The sequence below is a fragment of the Scytonema sp. PCC 10023 genome (assembly GCF_963920835.1).
Classification (GTDB): Bacteria; Cyanobacteriota; Cyanobacteriia; order Cyanobacteriales; family Nostocaceae; genus Kalymmatonema.
Window position 1 is genome coordinate 1 of record NZ_CAWUDP010000107.1, and the last position, 15,113, is coordinate 15,113.

Annotated in this window: 13 protein-coding genes; 4 read left to right on the top strand and 9 right to left on the bottom strand. The window is 41.0% G+C overall.

Annotation, left to right across the window (positions count from 1 at the left end; all coding sequences use genetic code 11):
• From ACM0OZ_RS39580 to ACM0OZ_RS39590, 3 genes are all read right to left on the bottom strand, one after another.
• The coding region (locus ACM0OZ_RS39580; RefSeq protein WP_414588338.1) for an AAA-like domain-containing protein at positions 1-1,777 on the bottom strand (1,777 nt) is incomplete at its 3' end.
• An 832-nt stretch (positions 1,778-2,609) separates the two neighbouring features.
• A complete protein-coding gene (locus ACM0OZ_RS39585; protein ID WP_414588339.1) occupies positions 2,610-4,694 on the bottom strand; it encodes an AAA-like domain-containing protein in 2,085 nt (694 codons plus the stop codon).
• A gap of 352 nt (positions 4,695-5,046) precedes the next feature.
• Complete coding sequence (locus ACM0OZ_RS39590) at positions 5,047-5,970, bottom strand: nucleoside hydrolase (protein WP_414588340.1); 924 nt, start codon at positions 5,968-5,970, stop codon at positions 5,047-5,049.
• A gap of 13 nt (positions 5,971-5,983) precedes the next feature.
• Between ACM0OZ_RS39590 and ACM0OZ_RS39595 the strand changes: the two genes are divergently transcribed.
• On the top strand, positions 5,984-6,415 hold the full coding sequence (locus ACM0OZ_RS39595; RefSeq protein WP_414588341.1) for a nucleoside deaminase: 432 nt from the start codon (positions 5,984-5,986) through the stop codon (positions 6,413-6,415).
• 235 nt (positions 6,416-6,650) lie between these two features.
• Complete coding sequence (locus ACM0OZ_RS39600) at positions 6,651-7,052, top strand: hypothetical protein (RefSeq protein ID WP_414588342.1); 402 nt, start codon at positions 6,651-6,653, stop codon at positions 7,050-7,052.
• A gap of 124 nt (positions 7,053-7,176) precedes the next feature.
• Here ACM0OZ_RS39600 and rbsK read toward each other — a convergent pair whose 3' ends face one another.
• The 4 genes from rbsK to ACM0OZ_RS39620 all read right to left on the bottom strand — a co-directional run bounded on the left by rbsK (position 7,177) and on the right by ACM0OZ_RS39620 (position 9,966).
• On the bottom strand, positions 7,177-8,127 hold the full coding sequence (gene rbsK / locus ACM0OZ_RS39605) for a ribokinase (RefSeq protein ID WP_414588343.1): 951 nt from the start codon (positions 8,125-8,127) through the stop codon (positions 7,177-7,179).
• Positions 8,128-8,154: 27 nt separating this feature from the next.
• Positions 8,155-8,331, bottom strand: coding sequence for a hypothetical protein (locus ACM0OZ_RS39610; RefSeq protein WP_414588344.1), 177 nt, complete (start codon positions 8,329-8,331; stop codon positions 8,155-8,157).
• Between the two features lie 30 nt (positions 8,332-8,361).
• Complete coding sequence (locus ACM0OZ_RS39615; protein ID WP_414588345.1) at positions 8,362-9,318, bottom strand: alpha/beta hydrolase family protein; 957 nt, start codon at positions 9,316-9,318, stop codon at positions 8,362-8,364.
• Between the two features lie 90 nt (positions 9,319-9,408).
• Positions 9,409-9,966 carry a sugar O-acetyltransferase gene (locus ACM0OZ_RS39620; protein ID WP_414588346.1) on the bottom strand — a complete coding sequence of 186 codons (558 nt, stop codon included), beginning with the start codon at positions 9,964-9,966 and terminating at the stop codon, positions 9,409-9,411.
• Between the two features lie 356 nt (positions 9,967-10,322).
• Here ACM0OZ_RS39620 and ACM0OZ_RS39625 point away from each other — a divergent pair, with 356 nt between their 5' ends.
• The gene (locus tag ACM0OZ_RS39625; protein ID WP_414588347.1) at positions 10,323-11,504 is read left to right on the top strand and encodes a patatin-like phospholipase family protein; all 1,182 of its coding nucleotides are present in this window, start codon (positions 10,323-10,325) and stop codon (positions 11,502-11,504) included.
• On the opposite strand, the gene ACM0OZ_RS39630 is transcribed toward ACM0OZ_RS39625, so the two are convergent.
• Both ACM0OZ_RS39630 and ACM0OZ_RS39635 read right to left on the bottom strand, forming a co-directional pair.
• Entirely contained in the window at positions 11,494-12,804 is a 1,311-nt protein-coding gene (locus tag ACM0OZ_RS39630) for a diguanylate cyclase domain-containing protein (RefSeq protein ID WP_414588348.1), read from the bottom strand. The two genes, ACM0OZ_RS39625 and ACM0OZ_RS39630, sit on opposite strands and share 11 nt — an antisense overlap.
• A gap of 808 nt (positions 12,805-13,612) precedes the next feature.
• Complete coding sequence (locus ACM0OZ_RS39635) at positions 13,613-13,798, bottom strand: hypothetical protein (RefSeq protein WP_414588349.1); 186 nt, start codon at positions 13,796-13,798, stop codon at positions 13,613-13,615.
• A 59-nt stretch (positions 13,799-13,857) separates the two neighbouring features.
• Between ACM0OZ_RS39635 and ACM0OZ_RS39640 the strand changes: the two genes are divergently transcribed.
• On the top strand, positions 13,858-14,949 hold the full coding sequence (locus ACM0OZ_RS39640) for an RNA-guided endonuclease InsQ/TnpB family protein (protein WP_414588350.1): 1,092 nt from the start codon (positions 13,858-13,860) through the stop codon (positions 14,947-14,949).
• Positions 14,950-15,113 lie beyond the last annotated feature (164 nt).

Genomic DNA, 15,113 nt, shown 5'->3' on the forward strand with positions numbered 1-15,113 from the left:
TGCGGTCAAAAGATGCTGTCACAATGCGTTGACCATCCGGGCTAAATGCTGCACTTCTGACCCAGTTCTGATGCCCTTTGAGTTGCGCCCGTTCGTGGATGTTGTCAACAATTGTTTGTAAAGCGAGGATGGGGCTACCAGTAGGATATCTTTCTAAAGGTTGTCCATCCTTCACCAGTTCTTTCAACTTTTGTCCAGCATCCATCGCCGCTAGTAATGCTTCTATTTCTTGATGTTGTTTCTCAAACTGATCTAAAGCTGCAACCCCTGCTCTTTCTAACTTTGTGGTTTCCTGTGCCTCTTGCGCTTGTTTAAGCGCATCAGTTGCAAATATTCCAGCGATGACTGCCCCAATTAAGGATAACACTAATATCGTACCGCCAATGCGAATCTGCCGCTTGGCTTTTTGTTGTGCTTTGGTTAAAGTCTCATTCGCTTGTGCTAATATCCGTCCTTCTTCTTCTTTAACTTCTAAAGCAATTTCAATTTCTCTTTTATCTAATTTTTGACTAGCAGATAAAAACTCATAATCCTCATTGCTCAAACTTTTCCCAGCCGTCCATGCTAAGGCATCCTGCAACGCTTGACCCCGCAACAAACGCGACTCATCCTGATAACGCGAATCTACCCAAGCTCTAAATGCTTGTGCATAAGGACGCAAGTCTGCCAGTGCTTGTTCCAGCCAAGTTTTGTTAAAAACAGCAGCATAAATGCGGTTATAAACTCTCAGCTTGCCTTCACCCTTTACCACCAATCCTGAAAGCCGCAATTGGGTTTGTTCTAAACTATTATCGTCTGCAATTTCTTCGTGTTGTAGAATTTGTTGATACAGTCCCAACAACCTACCTGTCCTCTGTCCGCCTCCTCGTAAAATCCGGTCACGAATCGTCTTTAAATGCTCTGGTTCATCCTGAGATTCCCAATTAGAAATGACTCTAGTTTGCACCAACTTCTCTACCCACTCAGCAACCCTATCCTCTGGAATAGCAGCATCAGCATCAAGAATCATCTGGCAAAGTTTTTGAGTCAGAAAAGGTTGCCCTTCTGTCCAATTCAAAACTGCTGCGATTACCGCCATTGGATTGTTAGTTTTCACCGCCAAACCACCCGCTAACGGTTTAGCTTCTCGTAACTGAAAACCAGTTAGTTGAATCGCTCTACCAATATTAAAAGGTGTGCGTCGTTTATCTTGAATTAAATCAGAAGGAGACGCTACCCCAAGCAGCGCAAAAGTCAGTCGTTGATAATCTGGTTTTGTCGCCCGATTGTTATAGCATTCACGAATGAGAGCGAAAAAATCATCTCTCTCAAATTTCAGACTCAAAACACTGTCGATTTCATCTACAAAAATTACAATTTTTTGAGAAACTAACTGCAATAAAACAGTTTCAATAAACTTGCTTAATCGGTTCACTGGAGACAGGAAACCTTCTGTTGACCACCAAGTATTTAAATCAAAGTTTTCATACAGTTCCAGACTATTGATAATAGCATTGATTATCCCGGCATACCATTGTTCGGAAGTGATATCCGCAGTGCCAATGCTTGTAATATCAATATCAACACAGGCAAAATCCTCTGCCTGCAACCTTCGCATCGTTCGTATCTTCAGGCTAGATTTGCCCATTTGCCGGGAGTTGAGGACATAGCAGAATTCCCCTGCCTTCAAAGCTGTGTAGAGTTCAAAATCTGCCTGTCGCTGAACATAAGTGGGAGCATCAATTGGTAGACTGCCCCCAACTTGATATTTGTATAATCTGTGAAATTGTTGAGTCATTTGGATGTCTTTTTAAATTTTCTCTATAGATTAGTTAAATACTGATTATCTTTAGGACTTATATCAAGTCCGCTTAATTAGTTATCAAAAAAATTTGCGTCTTTCTTTGCGCCTTTGCGCCTTTGCGCGATATTTAATGATAATTATTCAACCGGACATGATATTACGCATTGACTAAAGTCTGATTCTGTGCGTTAAATTATACCTGTTTACTGAACGGAAGTTTGCGATTAAGAGGATGTTTGAGAAGTATCAAATATTTTACTTGATCCCCCCTTTGCCCCCCAACCCCAGAGGGGACCCCTAGCCCCCCTTAAAAAGAGGGTAAAAGTCCCCCTTTTTTAGGGGGATTTAGGGGGATCATTGATAAATTTTGGTACAAGACGACACTTTCCAAACATCCTCTAAGAGCTAACCAACAATATCTTCTTTTTTATAGGGGTCAGACTCATCAAATTATGCACTTAGGGGATTCCTTGTTTCGGTGGTCTAAGCAGGAAATACAGACAAAGCGGCTCTGCCGCTACAGGAGGCTCTGCCTCCTGATAGTGCCAGCCAGAGACTGGGAACGAGAAAATACGGTTCAGATAAGACCACAACCCTTATTAGGAACACAATGTAGAGACGCGCCATGGCGCGTCTCTACACACGTGATTTTTTACACATTAACCTTAACTGAACCGTATTGCCTGATAGTGCCAGCCAGAGACTGGGAACGAGAAATTGCCAGCCAGAGACTGGGAATGAGAAAAATCTTAAAAGCCCCCTTTTGAAGGGGGTTGGGGGATCTCTTCTGCGTAAGTCCTAAATGGATAAAACAAGAAAAAATAATCTAATTCACCCCCAAATTATCCCGAAAATATAACCGATATAAATCACATAAAGGCGTGACATCATTACCTTGAAACTTCACTAACCCCATACTGCGTAACTTAAATGCCAAACCTGTTTCTATCCGTACTGGGTGAGTCACAGCAACGACTTGTTTGATAGCAGCAACTAACTTGCTATCTTCCTGTAAATTCCTCAAATGCCTACGCAGATGGTCACTATAAAAACCTTCTTCTGTCGGCGCAATTTGTAAGAATTGCGACAAGCTAATTCTGCCACGAGCAATTTCATGAAGTGCTTTCCTGACTAGATAGGGATGTCCCCCCACCATTGCCATGAATTGCTGAAATTCCTCCTCAGTCCAATTCAAATGGTGTCGTTGCACCAAATTCCGCACTTGTGACTCATTGAACTCTGGTAACTCAATTGGCAATCCCACATTAAACGGTGACTGATTAATATTCAAAGGAATATAAACTTCTTTGGAATGCACAATCACCAATCGCAGTTTTTTCCAAATTTCTTTATTCTTAGAAGTTTCATGCCAAGCTCTTAGTAAGGCGAAAAATTCTGATGCAACTTGCGGATATTGAAAAACTTGGTCAACTTCATCCAAACCCAAAACGATTGGGCTATGAATTTCTGACAGCAAGTATCTTTGAAAGTAGTTTGTACACTTATCCTTACTACCCAAAACACCTTGCCAATATTCAGTGAGCTTATCCTTGAGATTCAACTCCTGAGCAATGCTGCCACAAAACCACTGCAAGAACTTATCCAGATTGGTAAAAAACTCTGCATCTGCTGATTGAAAGTTCAAGTATGCTGTTTGACAGCCATGTTGCGTCCCATGATGAAGAACACGTGTCAAAAGTGAAGTCTTACCCATCTGCCGGGGAGCTTTAATCCGGATCAGCGCTCCTGGTTGTAAAATCGTTTCGTAACAATCAGCCTCAGTGGGTGGACGTTCTACATAAAAGGCAGATTGCAAGCTTACTTGTCCTTCTGGTTGTTCAAAACTGCCAGAAGTAGAAGCTGGTTGGGGAGCAATAATACTTGATGCTTGAGGATTATCAGGCGTACTTTCACCAAACAACTGCCGAAAGAATTGCAAAATTCTTTGGAAAATAGAGGTTTCACTCACTGACTGCGAATTTTGCGAACAAACGAGAGGAGCTGCTTGTGAAGCTTGAACAATTCTCGGCGTTGGCTGGAGAGTTGGAGCCTCATAGAGATCCAGATATCGCTGCAAGGCTTGCAACGCAACGGTACCATTTTGGTAACGCTGACGATAGTCATAGCGCACCATCGTATCTAAAATTTCTGCACCCTGGGGGCTAATATTGATCCTGTCGGCAAGCAAAGCGCAATACAATTCACCATTGTTGGCATCTCGCGGTAGCTGTTGAGGTTGTAATCCAGTCAACGCCTGAAAAGCAAGAACTCCCACCGCATAGATATCACTACTGAACTGAGGACGAAAAGCCTGTTGTTCACTAGGCATATAACCCCGAGTGCCAATTGCAACTGTTAGGCTGCTTTCACCTTGAGCGTTGACTTTCAAAGCACTGATTTCTTTTACCGCCCCAAAGTCAATCAGTACAATTTTCCCATCTTTACGCCGCATTAAATTCTGTGGCTTGATATCCCGGTGGATAATACCTTGTTGATGAACAAACGCCAAAACTTCTAGAATTTCCTTGACAAGCCTTAAGACTTCACTCTCACTCTTGGGCGAACCAGGAATAATTTCTTTTGCTTTTATCAAATCATGCCCATCAACGTATTCTTGAACTAAATAAAATTCTCCGTTTTCTGGAAAATGGGCAAATAGCTGGGGAATCTGGGGATGTTGCTTACCAAGCTGGTATAAAATTTGTGCTTCCCTGTCAAATAGCTTTTTCGCAAGAGTCAAAAAATCAGGATTTGGGTTTTTTAGTTTGAGGTGTTTGACAACACACAGGGGTTGCCCTGGTAAATCTAAATCGTTAGCCAAGTAAGTATCGCCAAAACCGCCACCTCCCAGATACTGAAAAATTTTGTATCGATTTCGGAGTGTTACACCAATTAAAAGAGATTTGTTCATTTTGCCTCTCCTATCTTTTACACTGGTAACTGGTCAAAAGATAGAAAGCAACAAAAAAATAAAATCAGTAGAAAAATTTTATTCTCTTTCATCTTTTTGCTATAAAATATGCAATTTTAGACGCACCAGTTGAAAATCATTGCAATATACACTGTTAAAGCAAAAAAACCTGTTTTTACTATTATTATAAGTAATTACATCGAGTTTATCGCCAAAACAAACGGTAGCTGATTTTGTTTCAATGTTTGTAATAATCATGAATTGCAACCGCACCCTCGACGAGGATGGACGCAGATGTAACAGACAATTATCTGCGTTTCTCTGCATCGAGGGTGCGGTTAAAATCTAAAATTCACCGTGCCCACTGCTGCAAAATATAAGCGTAGAAAGCTTTTTTATCTACCGTATCCATCGCAGAAATCTTACGCCCTCCAGACACTATTTTGGTACGCCCCTGACTCAGACCAGTAGTGATAATTTCTGTTTCCCACTCCCGCAGTTGATAAAATTCTGGATGAGCAAGATAAGCCGTTGCTAGCACATCCCAAAAATAATAATCTTGGGGAATAACCAGCGCTTGACATTGTCCCGCTAAATCAGATAAGGGATAGTGGCGTTGTTTTCCCACTTTGTACACAATGTCAGATGTCACAGGCACATTGTTGGTTAAATCCAAAGGACACATGATAATTTCAATCTGGGTTTGCCACACCTGTGCAGCGGAAATAGGGTCCCAATAAACATTCCATTCTGCGGAACCATCTTGTCCTGGTTCCAAATTTTTGTCCACATTGCCAGCAACATTCAACGCACCCCCCATCCAGACAATCCTTTGAATTTTCGCTTCAATGTCTGGTGCTTTTTCGAGTGCAGTTGCTACCGTGGTCAACGGACCAGTTACCATCAACGTTACAGGTTCTGGTGCCTCACGTAACACTTGTATCATGAAATCTTGACCTGGTTCGGCAACTAAAGATGTGCGAATTGTTTCGCTTTGATTGAGAATAGGAAGATGGTCAACAACAAATGAATCGCGACGGTAAAGGCGCGGGAAGGGATTGATACCGCGTACGGTGCTTTGGGCAACGGGAATATGAGAACATTCCATTAAATCCAAAATTTTACGTGTAGCGCTTACGGCTGGTTCGGCATAGCAATCCGCTGGAGTGACGACGATACCTAGCGGCTGTATGTGATCCATAGTCATCAGCAGCATAGTTGCTAGATAATCATCTACACCACCATCGTGATCCAATAAGACAAGTTGTTTAGACATGGAGATTTAAAAAATGGATGAATTTATGCAAGCTGCGATCGCACAAGCAAAACAAGGCAGACAAGAAGGTGGAATTCCCATTGGTTCCGTTCTCGTCAAGGATGGCAAGATTATCGGCAAAGGACACAACAAGCGTGTGCAAGACGGAGATCCAGTCACCCATGCGGAAATCGATTGCCTTCGCAACGCTGGTAGAATCGGCAGCTATAAAGGTACAACACTCTATTCAACCTTAATGCCGTGTTATCTGTGCGCTGGGGCAGTGGTACAATTTGGGATTAAAAAAGTTATAGCTGGAGAATCAAGAACGTTTCCCGGTGCCAAAGAATTTATGGTATCCCACGGTGTGGAAGTTGTTGATCTCAATCTTGATGAATGCGAACAGATGATGAGCGAGTTTATTGAAGAAAAGCCGGAACTGTGGAACGAAGATATAGGTAAATAGTTGGTAGTTGTAGAGACGCGCCGCTTGAAGCGTTTCTACAGGCTACTCCCTTCCCGCTAGAAGATTACCTATAATGTAGGTCAACTCACATCTTGCACCAAGTAAAAGATACACGTAGCTTCTTGCCAAAAAAAATAAGAAGTCGTGGAACTAATTGAAAAAGGATGCGATTAGAGGTTTGATATTTGGAGCGAGAGACGTAGCGTTCTTTCTAGAATGAGTTAGAGAATTAAAGATGATTGTTGAACCAGAATTTGACAAAGAAACTTTTTTTGAAGCAGGCAATCACGAAGATTTTTGTAAATTATTACGTGCTTGTGCTTACGCTCTTGAAAAAAAGATTTCACTTTATAACGCCATAGAAGAAATCGGAGTGAAATTTAAAATTCTCATGTGTTCTATCGTAAAAAATCAAGAAGTCAACGATGAAGGAAAAATTGAAGAAACCGAAGGTGAATTTTGTGAGAATTACGAGTTACAAGATTTCATAGAAGATATTCCGTACGGTGTTCGGCTGGCGTTTCTTGCGGCTGAATGCACTGCAAATTTAATTCGCTGCGTAAGTATTTCTGAGAATGAAGAAAGTCGAATTTTGTATGAGCATATAAAAAAGAGTTTAGAAGAAGAGAACGTTTGAGCGATCTGCACCAAAGCAGCAGCGCTAAGCCCAAGGGGCGGTGCGGGACGCGATCGCCCGTACACGCAAGCGGGGGTTTCCTCCAGGAACCCCTTGGTCACCTCATGTAATACCTTGACCTAGATTATAGGTAATCTTCTAGCGGGAAGGGAGTAACTTCCCTTTCTTTGAGAAACTTATCAAAAGTCACTCTATGCGGAAGCGAAGGTTGCGCCCCTGGTTTCGTTGCAGCCAAAGCACCCGCTGCTGCACCCCAAACCACTGCCTGAGGCAAAGAGAGTCCCTCATGAAGCGCCGCCGCTAAACCACCATTAAATGCATCTCCTGCAGCAGTTGTGTCAACAGTATGAACTGGAAAACTAGGTATAAAAAAGCTTTCCTCTTGAGTGGCACAAAAAACACCTTTTGCTCCCAGTTTAGCGATCGCATTTTTTACACCCCGTTGCTGTAACACTGCAACTGCCTTTTTTGCCGACTCTTCTCCATCTACTGGAAAACCCACCAGTTGCGCTGCTTCCACTTCATTCGGTGTGATAATATCTATTAATGGGTAAAGTTCATCTGGTACATCAGACTGTACAGGTGCTGGGTCGAGAATGACTCTGACTCCCGCTTCTCGTGCGGCTTTGGCAGCGGCAACAACAGCAGGCATAGGGATTTCAAATTGTAAAAGTAGTGCAGTTGCTTCTGGTAACAAACGCGACAATCGTTCCACATCTTCGTGATTGACGCGCCCATTTGCACCAGGAATGACAAGAATTTGATTTTCACCCCTAACATCTACAGTGATCATGGCAACACCAGAACTCACAGTTTCATCTACAAACACATTGTCAGTTTGCACACCAGATGCTTGCAGAGAGTTGACGAGTTCTGTACCAAAACTATCTGTGCCTACACGCCCTACCATGTACGTTGGAATTCCCAGCCGCGCTGATGCTACTGCTTGATTTGCACCTTTACCGCCTGGTGCTTTGAAAAAATCGCGTCCCAGCAGCGTTTCTCCTGCAACTGGTAAGCGGGGTGTTGTTGCTACCAAGTCTATGTTGATGCTGCCGAAGACGATAATAGTCATAATTTAGGGAAGTAGCGCAGAATTCTATTATCCCGCGTTCAGGCTCAGGTATCGACGCAAAATGTTTTGTGCTTGCTGCAATAGTTCCGGTTCTAATTCGCCCAGCCATTGAATTAAGCGCACTTTGTCAAAAGTCATTGGTTCTACGCACACCAGCAGGCTATCTACAGAAAGACCATTTTGCGGCGATAAAAATACTGTCACCACCGCAGGTGAAATTCCAGGGTCATTAGCTTAGCTAAGCACGCTCACATTTGGATCTAGTGCATCACCAGTGGAATAAACGTAATCAAAAGCAGCTTTGTCATCAAGAACACTAGCACGTAAAAAGAGTCCACTCCAACGGGCGACAGTTTCTACTGCCAGAGATTGAGGGATGGTTGGCGTGTTAGGATCTGTTATTGGACCTGTAGGGTTATTCGTATTCGTGATGCCATAGTGGTTAGCACCCAAAATACTAATCAGCGCCTTAGGAGGGTTCTGGATCTGCTCGTAAGTTTTTGAAGTGTTAATCGGAAGAACTCTGCTATCACGAGTTCCTTGCAATAAAGCAACAGGAATTCCTGAATTGTTAATGGGGAAAAATTCCCCGTTTTGGTTGCGGAGATTTGCACCAAAGAAAGCTCCGGCTACCAGTTCATTTGGTCGGTTGAAGGAGCCTTCACATTGAATAGGGGAAAGGCAGAGGTTTGCAATGGCAGATAGTCCAACTGCGCCTCCTGCAGAGTGACCGAGCAAGCCTAGTTTTTGTGTATTGATAACGCCAGCAACGGGTGAAGCAGGATTGGAATTTTCTGCTTCCATTTGTGCCAAAACAGCTTTGATTTGTGAGGTTTCAGGTAGTAGTCCTGTGAATCCGAACTGGGGAAGTGACCTTGGATGATTGGGTACAACAACTACAAATCCGTATCTAGCTACTATACTGGCATATTCTGAGTAATTTGATTTATCGACATTTGCACCTTGCAATAACAGCGCAACAGGAAAGGAGTAATTGCCAGTTTTCAAATTTGACGGGTTGGGAAAGTATATATCGGCTAGGTCATTATTAGCAGAGATTGTTGTACTGTAGCTAGCCACATCGTTAAATAGAGGAGCATCGCTGAAGGTTGCAGCTGCTGCGACTTTCACTGTACCGCAAACTATAAATGCTGCACCAGCAGCTACTGACAAAGCTTTAATGGTAGCCACAGGAACTACTCCTTATCTAAGGATATTTATGTATGCTAGCTGTAAGAATATCTGATAGCGTAGTTGGGGACAACTTTTGTTAGCTAAAAATTACAATTCCCGAATAACTCTACAGGGATTGCCAACAGCAACGACATTTGCAGGGATATCTTTTACAACGACACTACCAGCACCAATAGTCGTATTATCGCCAATTGTGACACCAGGACAAATAATTGCTCCACCGCCAATCCAGACGTTATTACCGATTTTAATTGGAGCCGCAAGTTCTCTACCAGAAAGGCGAGTTTCTGGGTCTGTCGGGTGATATGCTGTGTAAATTTGAACGTAAGGAGCGCACAATACATTGTCGCCAATATGAACTGTATTGCAGTCTAAAATCACACAGCCATAATTCATATACAATCCGTCGCCTGCATAAATATTTTTACCGTAGTCGCAGTGAAATGGCGGCATAATTGTCACATTTTGTCCCACTTGACCAAATAATTCCTGTAGAATTTGCGATCGCTGCTCCTGTTGTTCTTCGGTTGTGGAGTTATACATTCTCAGTAGACGAAGTGCGAAGTTTCTTTCAGCAACTAACTCTGCATCGAAACCAAGATACAGTTCGCCTGCCAGCATTTTTTGTTTTTCTGTTTTTTCCATAACAGGATTTATATATATTTTTCCAGATTTTTTTCTTTTGTTATTACTGCTTAAAGTTTAGCAGCAATATAAAAGGTTAATATAGGATTCCTCCGCAGATTTTTGAAATACACGTAGGGTGGGCAATGCTCAGCAAAACCCAGATAGAACCCAGATGTAGTCGGCATTGCCCACCCGAAAGATACTTAATTTTTTTCAAACATCAAACCTGATTGCTATATTCATGAAATTATCAGTAATTAAATCTTCAAATATTATATTCATTGCTGGATGATTTTCTAATGTTTCTTTATAATAAAATATTTATAATAAAAACATAATAAAATCAAATTCAAATAATGAGGATTGAGGAAACTATGCCTTTTCGGATTTTGAGCTTGGATGGTGGGGGGATTCGGGGAGTCATTGGGGCAAAGATACTGGCAGAGATTGAACAGCAAATAAATCAACCTTTAAATGAGTATTTTCACTTAATTGCTGGGACTTCTACAGGGGCAATTTTAGCAGCAACAATTGCCAAAGGATGCACAAGTGAAGAAATTGTTGAATTTTACAAGCAAAACGGCAGAATACTCTTTCCTTATCAAAAGCGTTTTTCGCTGCAGAGAATTCCATTACTTTTGAGGTATGGTTTTTCTGCTCCTAAATATTCAGACAATGGCTTGATTCAAGTCCTAAAACAGACTTGCGGGGAGACAGCACTGTTTGATATCGATTCGCCATTACTATTAATTGTTTCTTATGACACGATTGAGCGGGAACCAATTATTTTTAAAAGTTGGCGTCAAGACAAAGGTTATGGTAATGTTTCTCTGTGGGAAGCGTGCGTTTGTTCAGCATCTGCTCCAACTTATTTTCCAGGACATAAACTAGACAAGAGAATAGATGGAAAAGTTGAAAAGGCGACAGTAGACAGTATCACTCTAGATGAGGAAGCATCGTCAACCATAGATATATATAATGGTAACGTTTTAAGCATCACAAGTGGCACAGGTAGTGGACAATCTCGCACTATTAGAAAGTATGTGGGAGCAAATCGACAAGCGTTGGTAGATGCACCCTGGTTCGAGATACCTGACGATACCTCAACTTATTCAATTCAAACTATCTACTCTGCCATTGATGGCGCTGTCGCTGCTAATAACCCCTCTAGCTGTGCCGTTGCCGAAGCGCTAAGATTGGGTCATTCACTGGAAGAAATTACTGTTCTTTCCATAGGAACGGGCGATGCTACGCGGGTTATCCCATTAGAAAAAGTTCAACAATGGGGTCTTCTACAATGGGCACAACCTATTGTGGATGTCTTGTTTGATGCTTCAGCAGACGTTTACGACTACATTACCAACCAAATCCTTGATCAGCGTCATTTGCGATTGCAATTTAAACTTGATAGGGAGTTAACTGGCAAACGGTTGAGCGATGACATTGATGATGTCAGTGAAGAGAATATCAATAATTTAATCGAAGCGGCAGATGTTTATATTAAGCAACCGGAAATACAAGCGTTACTAGAAAAATTTTTGCAGATTAATCATTAGTATCGAGTGACTTCTGGGAATTAAACACAACATAACGAGCTTTTCCCAGTTGCTTTGCATGGTACATAGCCATATCAGCATCCCGCAGCAGATTTTCTGGTTGCTCATAACTACTACAATTTAAAGCAATACCAATGCTAGCTGCAATGAGTATTTCATGTTCTTTCAACTCAACTGGCAACTTTAAGGTTTCTTGAATACGTTTGGCAACGTTCGTTGCGTCGGTCACGTCTTTAATATCTTCGATGAGAATCGCAAATTCATCACCACCAAATCGTGCTACGGTGTCGCCACTGCGTAAGCACGATTCTAAACGTCGAGCAACCTCCATCAATAAATCATCACCCATACTATGTCCAAAACTATCGTTAATTTTCTTGAAGCCATCCAAATCTAAAAACAAAACAGCATAGCGTTCATTGTTTCGTCGTTTTCCCCGCTCAAACACTTGGGTGAGCCTCTCCAAGAATAAAACTCTATTTGGTAGTCCTGTTAGTGCATCGTAGAAAGCATTGCGTACAAGTTGTGCTTCTATTAGTTTACGTTGAGTAATATCTTGAAAAACTAAAACTGCGCCAATCATATTTCCATCGTCATCGCGAATGGGGGCAATACTACCGCCAATTTGTATTTCTGTATGGTTCTTAGTGATTAATGTCAAAGTTTCTGGTAGATTCAAAACGATACCCGTCTGTATGACTTGGGTCGTTAAATCTTTGATCATTAGCCCTGTATCCTTGTCAACCAAGCTCAAAACTTCTGTTAAATTTTTAGTAACGGCTTCATCTTGTTTCCACGCTGTAAGCGCTTCTGCCACTGGATTCATCATACAAATACAACCATAAGTATCTGTAATTATGACTGCAGAACCCATACTTTTAAGAATTGCTAGAAACTTTCGCTTCTCTTCTAGCAGTTTTCTTTTGGTTTGGTGCTTATAAAGAGCCATTTCGATAGCAATATGCAAGTCTTGTTCAGTCACTGGTTTAGTAATATAGCTAAAAGGTTCGCTAAATCTATATTTTTTTATTGTTTTTACTTTTGAATAATCTGTTAAATATAAAACTGGAACTTCAAAATTATTCCTGATAAGCTCAGCAACCTGCGCACCATTGAGGGTTCCTGATAAACAAATATCAACTAAGACTAAGTTGGGATTTGTTTCTTCTACCTTTTTTATAGCTTCTTCTCCAGAAGAAATAATTTCATAAACATAATATCCCATTTTTTGCAATCTCTTTTTAATATCTAATGCTATTTTTTTTTCATTTTCAACGACTAAAATTTTTTGATTAGGCATATTAAGCTTTTCCTCGGAATTAGGTGATAATGTTCTTAAAAAGATTCACTCAATATCAAGTGAATCATTCAAAGTTAATAAATCTTTAAAATACCCGGATAGTTACTCTATAAAATACTCAATAAGCAGTTGTTTTTTAAGTTAAATATTGTTCTCCTGATACTTTTCTTAACTTTCGGATAAAGTTAATTAAATTATTTCATTATATCAGTATCAATTTACTAACTTGATATCTGAGTACTGTAAAAAGAGTAGGTATAAAAGAAATCTTTTGCTTAGCTACAACCGTTTTTTGTAGTAAGAAATACTTTTAATTTTTACGTATAAAAAATCACCAATATGATAACTGAGTTAATTTGAGACATATTCAAATCCATTGGTTTTATGTATTCAACTAAATTCATAGATGAAATTTAATACAATATATAACACTTTTATCTGAAACCAACTGCCAAGATGCCTAGTATTAAGAAGGCAGAAAGCACACGGCTAGAATGGCTATAAAACTAGCTTTCTTGTCATTTTTAACTGTCTAGTTATTTCTGTGGTGCTATACTAAAAGCCCGAAGAGCGACTGAGCGTACGGTAGGACACGAACGTATTGGAATGATCACAAAACAAAAGAAAATTGCTATCTCAATTGATAGACATCTTGTATAAATTCCTGAAACCTCCTCAATTCCCCCGCACTCTCCCCTTTCCGGGGAGATGACGGGAACGTAGAAAATTTGTTTCCCTGCTTACAAGTACGGAGGGCTAGGAAAGGGTGAGGAACTGTAACTTAATTCCTACCCATCTCTACCCATTGCTACTCATTTTTGGGTAGATCTGATAAAAGTTGATCAACAAACTTTCTAAGTTTTTCTTGCCAGTCGGGGATAAATTTTAGCTTTTCCTTTTGTCCTTCATACCCCCTAAACGCTATTACCTCTTTATCTAGGGGACGCGAATAGCGTTTTTTCGCTCCTAGCTTGTTTCCTTTTTGGAATGGCATTGTCAAAAAACTTCAATGTCTGTTAACTTACATATAAGATACATTGAAGGGTCGAATCAATGTTATTGGGTTTTAAAACCGAGCTAAAACTAAACAACCAACAGCGCACGGCATTGATGAAACATTGCGGAGTAGCCCGTCATGCCTGGAATTGGGGATTGGCTTTAACAAAACAAATTTTAGACCACAACAAAGCCAACCCCGACTCTAAAATTAAGTTTCCTACTGCTATCGATCTGCACAAGTGGTTGGTAGCACTGGTGAAATCTGAAAACGAATGGTACTACGAATGCTCAAAAAGTACACCACAGCAAGCATTAATGGCGCTACGAGAATCCTGGAAGCGCTGTTTCAAGAAAACGGCTGGTGTCCCGAAATTCAAAAAGAAAGGTCAACGTGACTCTTTTACTTTGGAAGGCACGGTCAAGATACTTGATAGCAATAAAATCCAAGTGCCTGTGATTGGTGTTCTTAAAACTTATGAGCGATTACCACAAGTATTGATTAAGTCTTGCACTATTAGCCGACAAGCTGATAGATGGTTTGTCAGTTTTCGATTTGACGTAGAACAACAACAATTAAATAAGACAAGTGTTGTAGGTGTTGACCTCGGTGTTAAGAATCTTTGCACCCTCAGCACTGGTGAAATCATATCTGGAGCCAAATCCTACAAAAAATATGAAGCAAAACTATCCAGAATGCAATGGTTGAACCGCCATAAAATCATTGGTTCAAACAACTGGAAAAAAGCGCAGATGCAGGTTGCCAGATTGCACAGAAAGATTGCCAACATTCGCAAAGACACATTGCACAAGCTCACTACGCTGCTTGCCAAGAACCACGGCACAGTAGTGATTGAAGACCTCAATGTGTCTGGCATGATGGCTAATCATAAATTGGCTAAGGCAATTGCTGACATGGGATTCCATGAGTTCCGTAGACAGTTAACGTACAAGTGCGAACTGTATGGCTCCAAGCTTGTTGTGGCTGACCGATGGTTCCCCAGTTCTAAGACTTGTTCTAGTTGTGGAACAAAAAAAGAAACACTCACCTTAAATGAGCGAGTGTTTGAATGTGGTCACTGCGGTTTCACGATTGACCGCGATTTGAACGCAGCTATCAATCTTAGTTTGTACGCATCCGGCAGTTAGTCGGTGAGAGCCTGTGGACTGGTTGATGCCGACATCACTAGAATGAAGCAGGAATTAAACGAAACTCAAAAACATCAACTATAATTCCAGCTATCTTTGTATAGAAAAGAGTATTGTTGAGTAGTTTTGAGTAGGCTTTATATAACGGAGTGCCAGATATTCAC